General features: G+C 70.4%; 11 protein-coding genes. 2 read left to right on the forward strand and 9 right to left on the reverse strand.

Going from position 1 to position 15041, the window contains the following annotated elements:
* Nucleotides 1–2 precede the first annotated feature (2 nt).
* The 9 genes from ACZ60E_RS34030 to ACZ60E_RS34070 form a co-directional block, all read right to left on the reverse strand.
* Entirely contained in the window at nt 3–2246 is a 2244-nt protein-coding gene (locus ACZ60E_RS34030) for an MMPL family transporter (protein ID WP_469445499.1), read from the reverse strand.
* Between the two features lie 172 nt (nt 2247–2418).
* The gene (gene melA / locus ACZ60E_RS34035) at nt 2419–3753 is read right to left on the reverse strand and encodes an alpha-galactosidase (protein WP_469445501.1); all 1335 of its coding nucleotides are present in this window, start codon (nt 3751–3753) and stop codon (nt 2419–2421) included.
* Entirely contained in the window at nt 3753–4844 is a 1092-nt protein-coding gene (locus ACZ60E_RS34040) for a carbohydrate kinase family protein (RefSeq protein ID WP_469445503.1), read from the reverse strand. The genes melA and ACZ60E_RS34040 overlap by 1 nt, the downstream gene beginning before the upstream one ends.
* A gap of 121 nt (nt 4845–4965) precedes the next feature.
* Complete coding sequence (locus ACZ60E_RS34045) at nt 4966–5961, reverse strand: carbohydrate ABC transporter permease (RefSeq protein WP_469445504.1); 996 nt, start codon at nt 5959–5961, stop codon at nt 4966–4968.
* Nucleotides 5958–6992, reverse strand: a complete 1035-nt coding sequence (locus tag ACZ60E_RS34050; protein ID WP_384813318.1) for a carbohydrate ABC transporter permease — start codon at nt 6990–6992, stop codon at nt 5958–5960. Before ACZ60E_RS34050 ends, ACZ60E_RS34045 begins: the two co-directional genes overlap by 4 nt.
* An 11-nt stretch (nt 6993–7003) precedes the next feature.
* Nucleotides 7004–8341: an ABC transporter substrate-binding protein gene (locus ACZ60E_RS34055; protein ID WP_384813376.1), complete on the reverse strand. Its 1338-nt coding sequence runs from the start codon at nt 8339–8341 to the stop codon at nt 7004–7006.
* Between the two features lie 593 nt (nt 8342–8934).
* Nucleotides 8935–9780, reverse strand: coding sequence for an ATP-grasp domain-containing protein (locus ACZ60E_RS34060; RefSeq protein ID WP_469445506.1), 846 nt, complete (start codon nt 9778–9780; stop codon nt 8935–8937).
* Nucleotides 9781–10230: 450 nt separating this feature from the next.
* Entirely contained in the window at nt 10231–11571 is a 1341-nt protein-coding gene (locus tag ACZ60E_RS34065; RefSeq protein ID WP_469445775.1) for an AbfB domain-containing protein, read from the reverse strand.
* A 276-nt stretch (nt 11572–11847) separates the two neighbouring features.
* A complete protein-coding gene (locus ACZ60E_RS34070; protein WP_469445507.1) occupies nt 11848–13089 on the reverse strand; it encodes a right-handed parallel beta-helix repeat-containing protein in 1242 nt (413 codons plus the stop codon).
* A 244-nt stretch (nt 13090–13333) separates the two neighbouring features.
* Between ACZ60E_RS34070 and ACZ60E_RS34075 the strand changes: the two genes are divergently transcribed.
* Both ACZ60E_RS34075 and ACZ60E_RS34080 read left to right on the forward strand, forming a co-directional pair.
* A complete protein-coding gene (locus tag ACZ60E_RS34075) occupies nt 13334–13741 on the forward strand; it encodes a four-helix bundle copper-binding protein (protein ID WP_469445508.1) in 408 nt (135 codons plus the stop codon).
* Nucleotides 13742–13849: 108 nt separating this feature from the next.
* On the forward strand, nt 13850–15040 hold the full coding sequence (locus ACZ60E_RS34080) for an acyl-CoA dehydrogenase family protein (RefSeq protein ID WP_469445509.1): 1191 nt from the start codon (nt 13850–13852) through the stop codon (nt 15038–15040).
* Nucleotide 15041: the final 1 nt, after the last annotated feature.

A 15041-nucleotide genomic window follows, 5' to 3' on the forward strand; every position in this document is an offset into this window, starting at 1 on the left:
GTTCAGTGCCGGCCGGCGGGGAACTGCGGCACCGCCGTGCCCGGTCCGGTCGCGGAGGCCGGAGCACGCCTGCTCAGTGCCTCACCCTCGATGTCCACATTCGGCAGCACGCGGTTCAGGATACGGGGGAGCCACCAGGCGCGGTGGCCGAGCAGGGCGAGGACCGCGGGTGCGATCGCCATCCGGACCACGAAGGCGTCGAAGGCCACGGCGGCGGCCAGACCGACGCCCATCGTCTGGATGGTGGGGCTGCTCATCCCGACGAAACCGCCGAACACGCTGATCATGATGATCGCCGCCGCGGCCACCACGCGTCCGCTGTGCCGGAAGCCGGTGACGACCGCCTCGCCGGGGGACGCGCCATGTACGTAGGCCTCCCGCATCCGGGTGAGGAGGAAGACCTCGTAATCCATCGCGAGGCCGAACACTATGCCGATGATGAGGATCGGCATCAGCGACATGACCGGTCCGGTCTGCTCGATGCCGAGCAGGTCCGCCGCCCAGCCCCACTGGAAGACGGCGACCAGGACGCCGAAGGCGGCACCCACCGACAGCAGGAAGCCGAGCGCGGCCTTGACCGGGACCAGGAGCGAGCGGAAGACCACCGTCAGCAGGAGGACCGCCAGGCCGATGACCACGGTCAGATAGGGGAGGAGGGCGTCGGACATGGCTTCGGAGATGTCGATGTTCAGGGCGGTCGTGCCGGTCACCAGGACGGTTGCGTCCGTGCCGGCCTCGATGCCGGAGACCGCGTCCCGGATCGCCTGCACCAGGTCCTTGGTCTCGGCGCTGTTCGGCGCGGTCCGCGGGACGGCGGTGAGGACGGCCGTGTCCTTCGTCCGGCTGAGCACCGGATCACCGACCGACGCCACCCCGTCCACTCCTCGTACGGTCCGGGCGACCAGGTCCGTGGCGGTCCCGGCGTCCTTGGACCGCGAGGTGTCCACGACCACGGTCAGCGGGCCGTTGAAGCCCGGGCCGAAGCCTTCCGACAGCAGGTCGTAGGCGCGGCGCTGGGTGGTCTCCACCGACTTGGACTCGTCGCCGGGCAGCCCGAGTTCGAGGCTCAGCGCCGGCAGGGCGACCGCCCCGAGACCGAGTACGGCGGTCAGCAGCACGGCGCCCGGCCGGCGCAGCACGAACCGCGCCCAGCGGGTGCCGAGCCCATCGCGGCCGACCGAGGCGGGCGCCTGGTGCGTGTGCTCACCGCCCGGCCGGCCGGACCTGCGGACGGCGCGGGACAGCACCCGCCGGCCGAAGAGGCCGAACAGCGCGGGGACCAGGGTCAGCGCGACGAGTACGGCGAGAGCCACGGCGCCCGCGCCGCCCAGGCCCATCTTGGTGAGTTCGGGGATGCCGACGACGCCCAGCCCGACCAGGGCGATGAAGACGGTCGCGCCGGCGAAGACGACTGCGGAGCCGGCCGTGCCCACCGCCCGCCCGGCGGCCTCCTCGGGCTCGCTGCCCCGGGCGCACTCGTCGCGGAAGCGGGAGGTGATGAAGAGGGCGTAGTCGATGCCGACCGCGAGGCCCAGCATCAGCGCCAGGATGGCGACGGTGGATGTCAGGCCGAGCGGCACCGCCAGTGCGGAGACCAGGCCGAAGGCGATGGCCACGCCCACGACGGCGGTCAGCAGCGACAGTCCGGCGGCGACCAGCGATCCGAGGGCGAGGACCAGCACCACCGCTGCCACGGCCACGCCGATGATCTCCGTCGTGCCGCCCGGCTCCTCCTCCGCGTCCAGGGCTGAGCCGCCTGTCTCCACGGTCAGCCCCGCGTCCCGGGCCCGGCCCGCGGCGCTTTCGAGGGCGCTCTTCGTCGGCTCGGTCAGGTCGACGGCGTCCACGGCGTAGGTGATCGTGGAGTAGGCGATGGTGCCGTCCTCGCTGACGGCGCCCGACTCGTAGGGGTCGGAGGTGGACGCGACCTGATCGGTCCCGTCGAGCGAGCCGAGGGTGTCCTCGACGGCCGTCCTGTTCTTCCGGGCGGTCACCCGCTGCCCGTCCGGGGCCCTGAACACCAACCGGGCCTCGGCGCCCTGGGAGTTGCTCTCGGGGAAGCGCTCGTCGAGCAGGTCGAACGCCTTCTGCGATTCGGTGCCGGGCATGGAGAGGTCCTCTTCCTCCCCGGCCGGTGCCAGTGCGGCGGCGGCCACGGCCAGTACCAGCGCACCCAGCCACAGACCACCCACGAGCCGCCGTCGCCGGAAGGCCCACCGTCCGATCCGGTAGAGAAAAGTTGCCACCTGTCGATCACTCCAGACACCGTGAGGAAGGGGAGACGCGTGCGGTTCACACGTCTCCCAGACTTCCTTCCGGCGCCCCTGCCAGGCATCGTTCCCCGCCGCCGTCCTCCCCTGGTGCGAACGGACCAGCGGCCCCCGACTCCTGGTGCCCACGCACTACATCGGCTCGTCCTCAGTGGCCCAGGGTGACCCGCAGCGACGGCTGGAGGAGGTCTCCGTGGGCTCGTACCATGTCGTCGCACAGGTCCCAGATGCGCTCGACCGGCAGGGCGGCGGCGGTGGCGGGATCGGCCATGGCCGCCTGGCGGATCGACCGGGGGTCGTCCTCGACGGCGGCGCGGACCACCAGCTCGTTCATGCTCAGGTAGTTGCGGTTGAGCGCGGCCAACTGGGCGGGCAGCGGACCGACCCTGGTCGGCTGGACACCCAGCCCGTCCACCAGGCAGGGCACTTCGACGGTGCCGGAGGACGGGAGGTTGTCGATCAGACCGTGGTTGGGGACATTGCCGTAGACCGTGCGCGGGGTGCCGGTCACGATGCTGTGGATGATCTGCGGCGCGTACTCCATGGTGCCCTCGACCGTGAGGGGCGTACCGGAGGCGAGTGCCTGGCGGGTCTCCTCGTAGGCGGCGACGTTCTCGTCGACGATGCCGAGGTACGCGCCGATCGGGAGGCGCAGCCGTTCGATCTCGCTGTCGTGGTGCAGGTACCAGGGGACGTACTCGGAGGAGTGCTCGCTCGTCTCGGTCGGGTAGAAACCGAGGCGCCGGTACATGTCGACGCGGACCCGGCGCCGCAACTGCGGGTCCTGCTCGATCAGTTTGTCGAGGAGCGGGTAGAGGTCGTTGCCCTGGTGCTCCAGGCGCAGCACCCACGCCTGGTGGTTGACCCCGGCGGCACGGTAGGTGATCTCCTCGTGCGGGACGCCGAGCAGTTCGCCCAGGTCGTGGATGGTCCAGTACACCGAGTGGCACAGTCCCACCACGCGGGTCAGACCGGTCGCCCGGGTCAGGTACTGGACGTTCATGGCCATGGGGTTGGTGTAGTTGAGCAGCCAGGCGTCCGGGCAGAGTTCGGCGATGTCGGCGGCCAGTGACTTCAGTACGGGGAAGGTGCGCAGCGCGCGGAAGATGCCGCCGATGCCCAGGGTGTCACCGATGGTCTGCCGCAGGCCGTGGCGCTGCGGGACCTCGAAGTCGGTCCGGGTGGCCTCGCCCATGCCGACCTGCACGATGTTGATGACGAAGTCGGCGTCCTGGAGGGCCGCGCGGCGATCGAGGTGAGCGGTCACCCGGGGGTGGGGAGAGCCGCTCCCGGTCCCGGTGAGCCGGTCCGCGATCTGCCGGGCCGCGCCCTCGGCGGTGGCGAGGCGTTCGGTGTCGATGTCGTGCAGCGCGATGTGGGCACCCCGCAGCTCGGGGAAGGCCAGCAGATCGGCCAGCAGGCCCTGGGTGAACACGACACTGCCCGCGCCGATGAACACGATCTTCGGGGTACTGAGAGTCATCAGAGGTTCTTTCCGTTACGGGAGAGGGCGGCCACGGCCTCGTCCCAGGTGGGCTGGGCCGGAGTGCCGCCATGAGCGCGGGTGGACAGCGCGCCGCAGGCCGCGGCGAAGGCGAGGGCGTCGGCGGTGGACAGACCGCGCAGGTGCGCGGCGACGAATCCGGCGTCGAAACTGTCACCCGCCCCGACGGTGTCCACCGGCTCGGCAGGGATGCCGTCCGTACGCAGCACGGTGAAGCCGTCGTGGGCGACGGCCCCGTCCGGACCGTTCTTGACGATCACGTGCGGTCCGTGCGCCGCCAGAGCCGCGGCTGCCGCCTCGATGGACTCCGCGGCTGCTCCGGCAGTACTCGAAGACGCAGCACTCGAAGACGCGGCACTGGTAGAGGAAGCGCTCGAAGCGGTGGCATTCGAAGCGGCGGCGCTCGAAGCGGTGGCATTCGACAAGGCGGCCCTCGACCGGGCGGCGGCCGAAAGGGCCGTCGCCTCCTGTGCGTTGGGCAGGAGGAAGTCGGTGACGGCGAGCGTGGCAGGCAGTGCGTCCGGCGCCCACCCGCCCGACGGGTCGTCGTTGGTGTCGAGTGAGGTGGTGGCTCCCCGGGCCCGGGCCGCACCGAACAACTCCGGCAGCATGGCGGCTAGTTGAGGCAGCAGGAAGTACGACGCCGCGTGGACGTGACGGGCGGCGCCGAGCAGGGACTCGGGTACGTCCTCCGGTCCCGTGGCGGTCAACGTGCCGGGCGAGGTGAGGATCGCCCGGTCGCCGTCCGGCCGGGTCAGCACGACGGTCAGCGGAGTGGCCAGTGTGCTGTCGACGCGCAGGGCGGTGGTGTCCACACCGCGGTCGTGCAGAGCGGCCCGTACGAACCGGCCCGCGTCGTCGTCGCCGACGCGTCCGGCGAAGGCCACCTTGAGACCGAGCCGGGCCGCGCCACAGGCCATGATGGCGGCCGAGCCACCGAGGGTGAGGAGTCCGGAGTCGACGAGTTGTTCGTGCTGCCCGAAGGACAGTGGCGCGTCGAGGGGACCGAGGACGACATCGGGATTGGCGTCCCCGATGACGAGCAGGTCGAAGTCGAAGGAGTGCGGCATACGGTCTTCCTGAAGAGGGGGTGCGGGTGCGGGGGCGTACGGGCGGAACCGCGGTGGGCAGCCGGACGGCGGACTGGGCGGCGGAGTACCGGGCGGAGTAGGGGTGACGCCGGACGGGGGCCTATCCCTTGAGGCCGCTCGACGTGATCGACTGGATGAAGGTCTTCTGGGCGAACAGGAAGGCCAGCAGCACGGGCAGCACGGTGATCATGTTGCCCGCCATGACCGCCGACCACCTGGTGTGGTGCTGGCCCTGGAAGGTCGTCAGCCCCAGTTGCAGGGTGTATTGGGTGTCATGGTTGATGGCGATCAACGGCCAGGTCAGGTCGTTCCACGTGGTGAGGAACGTCAGGACGGCCACGGTGCTCAGTGCCGGCCGGGACAGCGGCAGCACGATCCGCCAGAGCACGCCCAGCCGTGAACAGCCGTCGAGCCAGGCCGCCTCCTCCAGCTCCCTGGGCAGCGACAGGAAGAACTGGCGCAGCAGGAACACCGCGAACGGCGTGACCAGCGAGGGGACGATCAGCGCGCCCAGCGAGTCGATGAGCCCCAGCCGCTTCATGACCAGGAACGTGGGGATCATCGTCAGCTGGAACGGGATCGCCATCGTGGCCAGCATGAGGGCGAGCAGGACGCGCGAACCCGCGAACCGCATCCGGGCGAAGGCGTAGCCGCCCAGGGAGCCCAGCACCAGGTTGGACGCCACGGCCGTCAGGGACACGATCAGCGAGTTGGCGAACCACCGGGGGAACATCGCGTTGCCGATGACGTACCGGTAGCCCGCCAGGTCGATCCCCGACGGCCACAGCGAGGGCGGGAACCGGTTGATCTCGGCGTCACTCATGACGGAACTGAGCAGCAGCCAGATCAGCGGGATCGCGAAGACCAGACAGAGCGGGGCGAGCAGGAGGTGCCAGGGACTGAACGGCAGCAGTTTCCGGCGCCGGCCCGGTCCCTCGGCAGGTCCGGCGGGCGCGGGACCAGCGGTATCCGCGTACACGGTGGCCGAGGCGGACGCGGCGGCCGAAGCGGACGCGGCGGCCGAAGCGGACGCGGCAGGCGAGGAGGAAGAGGCCGGGGAGGAGGAAGAGGCCGGGGAGGAGGAAGCGGTCGTCATCGTGCGGCTCCTTCGAGGTGCCGGTCCCCGCGGGTCCGGTCGCGCACGCTGCGCGTCAGCCGCGGCACCGCGGCGAGCACCAGCAGGGCGAGCGCCAGGGCGTACGCCGCCGCCGCGCCGTAACCCGCCGTGAAGTTCTTGAACGCCTGCTCCCAGATGAAGTAGACGATCACCGTCGTCGACCCCAGAGGGCCGCCCTTCGTCGTGACATAGACGAGGTCGAAGACTTGGAGGGAGGTGATGGCCTGCCACAGCAGGAGGAAGACCATGACGGGTCCGAGGGAGGGGAGGACGACATGGCGCAGCAGGTGCAGCCGTCCGGCCCCGTCGAGACGGGCCGCTTCGATGAGGGAGGGCGGCACGTCCTGCAACGCCGCCAGCAGCACCACCACACAGAAACCGGTACCGCTCCACAGGGAGATCGCCAGCAGGGCGGCGAGCGCCTGGCCAGGGTCGTTGAGGAAGCCCTGGGGGGAGATCCCGATCTTGTCCAGGAGTGCGTTGGCCGCTCCGAACTCCGGGTCGAGGATGAAGGAGAACAGCACACCCTGCGCGGCGGCCGAGATGACGAACGGCACGAAGATGAGGGTCCGGTAGAGCCCGACGAGCCGGATGCGCCGGTTCAGGGCGAGGGCGAGCAGCAGGCCGAAGCCGATGCTCAGCGGTACGTACAGCACCGTGTACACGATGGTGTTGCGGACCGCCTGGTCGAAGTGGGGGTCCTGGGCGAGGGCCCGGTAGTTGTCCAGGCCGACCCACCGGCTCGGCGTCACGAGATCGTCGGCCTGGAAGGACAGCAGGAGCGACCAGACCACGGGGACGACACTCAGTCCGAGGATGACGAGGACGGAGGGCGCGACGAACGCCCAGGCGGTCGCCGTCTCCTGCCGAAGCCGCCGGCGTGGCGAGTGACGGCCCGGCGGGGCGTCGGGGGCCGTACCGCCCTTGCCGAGGAGAGGGCGTGTCCGCGTACGGGGACTGCGCTTCTCGCCCCGGTCCGGGAGTGTCACAGGGGTGGGCAGGCGGGGCATGACAGGTCCTCTCAACGCGGTATGAGCAGGGCGGCGTTGGCTTCGTCCACGCAGTCGCGCAGGGCCTCGGCGGGGGAGCTGCGGCCGAGGAGCACGGCGGTGATCGCCTGGCCGAGTGACTGCGAGATCTGCGGATACGCCGGATGCACCGGCCGTACCCGCGCCGACTCCAGGGACTTGGTGAACACCTGTAGTCCCGGGGTGTCGGCCTCCTGCTTGCGCCACTCGGGCAGCGCCTGGGTGCCCCGGCTCATGGGCAGGCTGCCGGCGTGGATGTCCCACTGCACGTCCTGGGCGGGTTGCGACAGCCAGGTCACGAAGGTGCGGGCGGCTTCGACGCGGGCGGCGCCGTTGTCGAAGACGGTCCAGGTGTCGGGCCCGGAGATGGTGATGGGCCTGCCGCTGTAACTGGGCAGCGGTACGACGTGGTAGTCGACCTTCGCCTGCCGGATGTCGGGGAGTTGCCACGGGCCGGTGACGGCCATGCCCATACGGCCCGACAGGAAGACCCGGTACATCTGTTCGCTGCCGGGCTTGGCGTCGATGTAGACGCTCCGCGTCTTCACCAGGGCCTCCACCGTCTGCAGGGCCCGCAGGCCGGTGTCCTCGAAGCCGATCCGCCGCCCGTCCCGGCTGGTGACGTCACCTCCGAGGTCCCAGATCATCGGCCACAGCCGCCACACGGTGTCCTCGTCGCCCACGCCGGGCCAGCCCGTCCCGAAGACACCGCGCGCACGGTCGGTGAGCTTGGCCGCCGTCCTCGTGAAGTCGTCCCAGCTCCAGCCGGGCCGGGGCAGCGGCAGACCGGCGTCACGGAAGAGCTTCTTGTTGCACACGACCGCCAGTGAGTCGATGAGCGCGGGCGCGGCCCGTACCTGGCCGTTGAGGGTGACCGCCTCGCGGGCCGGCTCCCAGAAGTCCTTCCACGGGACGGGCCCCGAGTGGAACGTGTCCGTCAGATCCACCACGGAGGGACTGCGGGCGACGCTCGCCAGGTCGGAGCCGAAGATGTAGGCGATGTCCGGGAACGAACCGGAGGCGAGGGCGGCGGTGATCTTCTGCAGCATCGCGTCCGAGAGGACACCGCCGCCTAGGTCGACCCGGATACGCGGATGCGTCCGGTTGAACTCGGCCGTCAGGTCCTCGATCGCGGCCCGGCCGGTGTCGGTCTGTCCGTGCCACACCTCGATCCTGACCCGGCCGTCGGCGTCGACACCGCTGCCCTCTCCCGCGCAGGCCGACAGGGCTGCCGACGCGGCGGCCCCTCCCACCACGGCCGCGCTCCGCCGCAGCACCGTGCGGCGGGTCGGTCGTGCGGAAGTGCCGCTCGGGCGATGTGCTGCGGCCATATGAGCCCCCAGGAGTGCGTGCGTGAGGCGGTACGGGACGGTGGTGCGGGGCGCCACGACACGGCCGGCGGTGCGGGTCGGTGAGGTGACGTGCGCTGCCACCGGCGGCGACGGTGGTACCGGCATGACCGGCAGCGCGGGTTGCCCAGAAGTACGGAGTGCGCGATGCGCGGAGCGCGGGGCGGCGCCGGGACGATCAGCGCGTACGGCGTCGCACTCGCCGGGAGTTCCGCTCCTGGCACCCGGCCACGCTCACGTGGTCGCCGAACGAGATCGTCCGGTGGGGGAGGGGGAGGAACATGATGAGCTCCAGAGACCGGGGGGTACGTCCCCGCCTCGGAATCCGCCGCTGTGCGGCCGTCCTGGCGACTTTGTCCGGGCTCACGGTGCGTGGACCGTCTACCGGCTGGGCGTCCCTCTCGCGCCAGGTGCTCGGCTGGCGTTGGATGGAGTAAAGCGACCTGGTCCGGGCGTGTCAAGAGCCGCCGGGCGGACCCCCATTGCCCGTGACGGGCCGCGCCGCCCCGTGTCGCGCCAGGTCAGGCGCCTGCACGCGGGTGCGTACGGCGCGGAACGGCGGTGAACGACGAAGATCAGATGCGGCCGAGCAGGCGGTGGAGCGAGGCCTTGAAGCTCACCACGAAGGAGTCACGGGTCGCGTCGTCGAGGAGGTCCAGCGACAGATAGGGGTTGAGGTCCTCCAGCTCGACCAGCAGCAGTGCGCCGTCCGGGGCGCGGCAGGCGTCGACGCGCTGGATGCCGTGGTCGATGTCGTTCCAGTCGATGAACCGCGCCGCGAAGTCCAGGTCGGCGGGCGTCGGTTCATAGCGTTCGAGGTGCCAGCGCCGGTCGGGGCGGGGCGCGTACAGGGCGTACTGGAAGGTGTGGTCGACGTAGTAGAACGACACCTCGTACCGGAAGTCGATGCGCGGCTGGACGAGGAGACCGGGGCCGTCCTCGTACGCCAGGGCCGGCAGCCGCTCCCGGGGGACGAACTCCAGGCCTATCGAGTCCGCGCCGAACTTCGGCTTCACCACGTATTCGGCCGCGTGCGGGAGCAGCCCGAGATCCTCCGGCCGGTCGACGGTCGGGATCACGGGAAAGCCCTGGGCGGTGAGGTCGACGAGGTACTGCTTCCCGGCCTGGTCACCCTTGCCCGTGAGCTGGGTGCAGACCGGTGTTCCGCGGCCCGTCGCCCGCTCGCGGAAGGCGTCGTACGCGGCCTGGTGGTGCAGGACGGGCCCGCTGTTGCGGACCACGACCGCGTCGAAGCCGGGGGAGTCCATGAGCGCGGGCGCGTCGAGCGGGTGGCACAGCGCGAGGTCGAAGTCCTCACGGAGCCGGGAGGTCAGGAAGATGTCCTCGTCGCAGTACCGGCGGCCCTTGGCGGGGTAGGCCAGATCGGTCACGTACAGCAGTCTGGGCCGGTCGGCGGCCATGGACACTCCCGGTGGTTCGGTCTCTGGCCTCCCATTACACCCCGGCTGGTGTCACGCGTCGGAGGCCGGGTTCCGGTGCGGGTGGGGTTCGGCAGAGCCTTCGGGGCGACTGGCCACGCGTCGGGCGGAGTTGGCCGGATGCGGACTGCGTGGGGCGTTGACTAGAAAGCGCTTACCGAATACGTTCCGGTTCATCAGCGTGACCTGCATCCGGCACCGCGAACGCGAGAAGCGCCACCGAGTTCAGCCCGGCACGATGCTCCGCCCCGGACGGTGACTCCGGCCCCACCCGGAAGCGCCGACCCGGACACCACCCATGAGCGCGCTGACATCCGGCGGCCGGACGGACCTCTCTTCCCCCATGGAGGTTCGCCCGGCCGCCGGACGCGTGTCCGGCCGAAAGCCGCTGTGTGTCTGTGACGCCGCGTTGCCTCCGGTTGCGGGCCGTCTCTAGGCCCAGGCGGTCGTGGCCACGAACGAACTGTCCTGTCGGAAGAGGTCCGTGCCGTCCGGTGCGTCCACGCGCAGCTGGTAGTTGTAGTGGCGCAGGTAGTAGCCGGGATAGTTGTACGACTCCAGCCGGACCGAGCCACTGGCGGTGCCCGTACGGGCGATGAACGTGGCGTCCCTGGCGAACGTGGACGAGCCGTCGTTCGCGTCGAAACGGCCCCGGAAGTCCCAGTGCCGCAGGTAGTTGCCGGCCGCGTTGCGGAAGGAGTGGGCGTTCCCGTCGGCGAGACCCGCCACGATCGTGAACGTGGCCGCCTGCTTCTCCGCGGCCGTGCTGGACGCGGTCACCACGGGCAGGTTGAGCAGGGCGGACTGGTCCTGCCAGTAGCGGGTGGTGTAGTTGCCCGACCGGAGCGAACGGGTCACTCCCGTCGGCAGACTCACCCCGCCGGAGACCGTCTCCTTGATCACGGTGAAGTGGCGCGCGGTACCGGAGATGCCCGGCAGGGCCCGGGGTGCGCTCCAGGTGGCGAAGCTGTCGTAGCTGTCGCTGTAGTAGTAACTGCCGTCGCCGTACCCGTCGAAGAAGATGCGCCACGCGCCGTTGTCGAGCTGGATCAGCGCGGCGCCCTCACGGGTGCCGCCCCAGCCAGCCCAGTTGCCGGTCCGGCTGATGGTGTACGGGCCGGTGAGCGCGCCGGCCGTGGCGTACTCGATGTACTTCGACGTCTCGTTCTTCGTGAAAGCGTGGTACGTCGAGCCGGTCCGCACCACGAACGTGTCGATGTGGTTGGTGCCGATGCCGGACAGTGCGACGGGTGAACTCCACGCCGTGAGAGCCGAGTTGGTGGCCCGCAGTCGGTACGGGGTGAAGATCCACTCGTCGTTGGTGGTCGAGCAGGACACCAGGATGTTCACGCTGCCGTCGCTGTCGACGAACCACTCCGGCGCCCAGGCGCGCGACAGGTTGGCGATGGGGACCGTGTAGTCGTACAGGAACGTCCAGTTGCTCCGGTCCGAGCTGCGGGCGAAGCCGATGGTGGTGCTGGTGTCCTGCCAGGTGTGGGTGGTGTAGGTGATGTAGTAGTAGCCGTCGGTGTGCTTGAAGATGCTGGCGTCCCGGATCCGGTTCGCCGGCGGGGTGTACGCGGAGGCCTTGAGCAGCCGGAAGTCCGTCGCGTCGTCCGACTGGTAGACGTTCACGGTGCCGTCGTTGCTGTTGAGGAACGGCACGATGGTGTAGCGGGTGGCGGAACCGCTGGGCGGGGCCGCCGCCGCGGCCGGACCGAGCAGGCCCGGCAGCCCGCCCACGGCGAGGGCCGAGACCGGTACGGCGGCCATGGCCCGCAACAGGGTGCGGCGCGAGAGGGCGAAGGGGCGGGGTGAACCGGTCGCGTCCGGCGTGAGGGCGGGTCCGGTGAATCCGGCGGGTCTGTCTGGCGTGATCATGTGCGGCTCTCCTAGATGGGCGCGTGCCTGCCGTTCGTGGTGCGCTGGGCGGTTGGGCTCGGTGGGGCCGATGAGGCTGGTGGGGCCGGTTGGGTCGATGGTTCGGGTGCAGCGGTTCGGGTGACTGGCTCGTAGGGCTGGTTCAGGCGGCCGGGTCAGGCGGCTGGTTCAGAACCTGGCGCCGATCGGCGTGCCGTCCCGGGGGACCAGGAAGTCCCGCGCCGGGGGCAGTGAGCCGTCGGACGCACGCGGGCCGGTGACGGCGCCCGTGTCCGTGCTCACGACCGACGCCTCGCCCCAAGTGCCGCCCAGGTCCCAGGAGTTGCCCGAGGACGTGGTCGTGGGGCCGAGGGCGGCGGCCCGGGAGTCCACGACGGAGAGGTTGCCGGTGAGGACAGCCGTCCCGCCCGAGCCGTCCGCGTCGAAGCCCGTGCCCGAGTTGCGGAACGTCGTGTTGCGGCTCAGGGCGAGCGCGCCGGGATTTCCGTTGTCGGTGACGCCGTGCGCCGCGTTCCCGTACGCGACCGAGTTGCGCAGTGTGTGGGCCACCGCCGGGGCCGGACTTCCGCCGCCCAGCTTGAAGCCGTTGCCGTCGCCCGCGAAGTCGGGGAAGTTCCAGCGGTTGTAGCCGTTGCCGTACGCGATCGTGTTCTCCACCACGACCGGCGAGGCGAACTTCCAGGCGTCGTAACCGTCGTCCACGTTGTTCCACAGCCGCGCGCCCCGCACGACGTTGCCGGTCCCGCTGCCCTCCTTGACGGCCAGTCCGTCGGCGCTCTCGCCGTTCTTGCGGGGGTCGCGGTTGCCGTAACTGTCCAGGTCCAGAATCTGGTTGCCCGCCGAGGCGCCCTGGAGCTGGAAGCCGGACTCGTAGTTGTCGTGCGTGGTGAGACGGGAGAACACGTTGTTGTTGCAGCCGTCGCAGTAGTAGCCGTACGGCCCGTTGACGATCTCCAGACCGGAGACCTTCCAGTACGAGGCCTCCTGGTGGACGGCGCCCCGCTCGGCGCGCGGGATGCTGCCGCCGACCGGTGTGTGACTGGCCGGCAGTTGCTCGCCGTCGATGACGACCCGTTCGCCCTGGTAAGCGCCCAGGGAGATCGGCTGCGACGCCGTTCCCGAGGTGGTGACGGTGATGTTGTCGGTCAGGGCGTAGGTGCCGCCGCGCACGGCGATGACGTCACCCGGCCCCGCCCTGTCGACGGCCCGCTGGATGGTCCGCAGCGGTTGTCCGAGGGTGCCCGCGGCGGAGTCGTTCCCGTCGACCGCCACCACGATGGTCGCCGCGGCCGATGTGGTCGCCGCGGTCGGCGTGGCCGGTGCGGCCGTCGCCGGAACCGCGGTCGCCGTCGCCATCGCCGTCAGCATGGCACTCAGCGCTGTCCCTGTGAGCATGCCCGCAGTGCGCACGAGGCCTCCTTGTCTGCCGATCCGTACGTTGTCGCGGATCAGTGGTCGCCCGCACCGGGTTGGTTGCCGAGGGAGAGGTCTGTCGATATGTCGAACGGGGTTCGGCGAGCCGGTCAGAACGTAGAGCGCGGTCGTGACCACGTCAATAACTTCGGCACGCCCGACCCGCTGGACATGCCCGGTCACTCGCGGCGCGCTTGTTCTCGCCGGGTTTGGCGCGGCGGCGTCCGGCTACCCGGACCATGTGTCAGTAACGGAGCTTCAGGAACTCGTTCGCTTCCTTGAGGACCGGTTCGCCTGTGCGCAGGCCTGCACGGAGTGCGCGAGGGCGTGTGCCCTGCGTGCGAGCCTCGCCGACATCGACGGTCCCGAGAGCCAGCAACTGATCCGGCGCAAGGGCATGCTGTGCACGGAGGTCTGCGACGCGACCTGCCGTCTCCTGGCGGAGCAGGTCACCCAGTCCGAGGACGCGATGCGCTCCCAGGTGGAGTGGTGCCGCACCGTCTGCCTCGAAACGGCCCAGGTCTTCGACCTCGACCTCGCCCTCGACCCCGGCTCCGGCCCGGGTTCCGGTCCCGGCTCCGAGGAGAGCGCCCAGGCCTGCCGCGACTGCGCCCGCGCCTGTACGGAATTCCTCACCCAGCTGCGGTGACCCACCCGGGCCTGTCACCGGCATTCCCTATTTCTGGAACACGTTCTACGGTGTGCGCCGTCAGGTCCGGGCGCCCGCGGCAGCGGGCCGGGGAACCAGGGAGGCGCCGTGCATCTCGAATACACGCCGGAGCAGCAGCGGTTGCGCACCGAACTGCGCGCCTATTTCGCCGAACTCGTACCGGACGACGTGCACGCCCGCTACGACGACCCGGCCGCGCAGAAGCGCTTCTACCGTGACACCATCCGCCGGCTGGGCTCCGACGGCTGGCTGGGCGTCGGCTGGCCGAAGGAGTACGGCGGACGCGGTCTGACGCCGATGGAGCAGTTCATCTTCTTCGACGAGGCCGCCCAGGCCGGCGTACCGCTGCCGCTGATGGCGCTGAACACGGTCGGCCCGACCATCATGAGGTTCGGCACGGACGAGCAGAAGGCGTACTTCCTGCCGAAGATCCTCTCCGGTGAGATCGACTTCGCGATCGGCTACAGCGAACCCGACGCGGGCACGGACCTGGCCGCGTTGAGGACGAAGGCCGTCAGGGAGGGAGACGTCGGGACCGGCCACTACACCGTCGACGGGCAGAAGATCTGGACGACGAACGGCGACACGGCGGACTGGGTCTGGCTCGCCGTCCGCACGGACCCCGACGCCCCGCCGCACAAGGGCATCACCATGCTCCTCGTGCCGACCTCCGACCCCGGCTACTCCTGCACGCTCATCAACACCCTCGCCTCGCACGACACCACCGCCAGCTACTACGAGAACATCCGCGTCCCCGCCTCCCGCCGCGTCGGCGAGGAGAACAAGGGCTGGCGGCTGATCACCAACCAGCTCAACCACGAGCGCGTCACGCTCGCCGCCCACGGCACCATGGCCGTCCGCGCCCTGCACGACGTCCAGCGCTGGGCCATGGAGACCAAACTCGCCGACGGCCGCCGGGTCGCCGACCTGCCCTGGGTACGCCGGACCCTCGCCCGGACCCACATCAGGCTCGACGCGATGAAACTCCTCAACTGGCAGATGGTGAACGCCGTCCAGGAAGGCACCCTCACCCCGCAGGACGCCTCCGCGGTCAAGGTGTACGGGTCCGAGGCCCGCCGTGACGCGTATGCCTGGCTCATGGAGGTCGTCGCCGTCGCGGGTGTCCTCAAGGAGGGGTCGGCGGGCGCGGTCCTCCACGGCGACCTGGAGCGCGGCTACCGCTCGGCCGTCATCTTCACCTTCGGCGGCGGCAACAACGAGATCCAGCGCGAGATCATCTCGTGGATCGGCCTGGGCATGCCGAGGGTGCGGCGCTAGG

This window comes from Streptomyces sp. NPDC102514 (genome assembly GCF_055584525.1).

Excerpts from the sequence above, each read along its gene's own strand:
- melA (WP_469445501.1), bottom strand. The coding sequence starts at position 3,753 with ATGACTCTCAGTACCCCGAAGATCGTGTTCATCGGCGCGGGCAGTGTC.
- ACZ60E_RS34045 (WP_469445504.1), bottom strand. The coding sequence starts at position 5,961 with ATGACGACCGCTTCCTCCTCCCCGGCCTCTTCCTCCTCCCCGGCCTCT.
- ACZ60E_RS34055 (WP_384813376.1), bottom strand. The coding sequence starts at position 8,341 with ATGGCCGCAGCACATCGCCCGAGCGGCACTTCCGCACGACCGACCCGC.
- ACZ60E_RS34050 (WP_384813318.1), bottom strand. The coding sequence starts at position 6,992 with ATGCCCCGCCTGCCCACCCCTGTGACACTCCCGGACCGGGGCGAGAAG.
- ACZ60E_RS34040 (WP_469445503.1), bottom strand. The coding sequence starts at position 4,844 with ATGCCGCACTCCTTCGACTTCGACCTGCTCGTCATCGGGGACGCCAAT.
- ACZ60E_RS34065 (WP_469445775.1), bottom strand. The coding sequence starts at position 11,571 with ATGGCCGCCGTACCGGTCTCGGCCCTCGCCGTGGGCGGGCTGCCGGGC.
- ACZ60E_RS34060 (WP_469445506.1), bottom strand. The coding sequence starts at position 9,780 with ATGGCCGCCGACCGGCCCAGACTGCTGTACGTGACCGATCTGGCCTAC.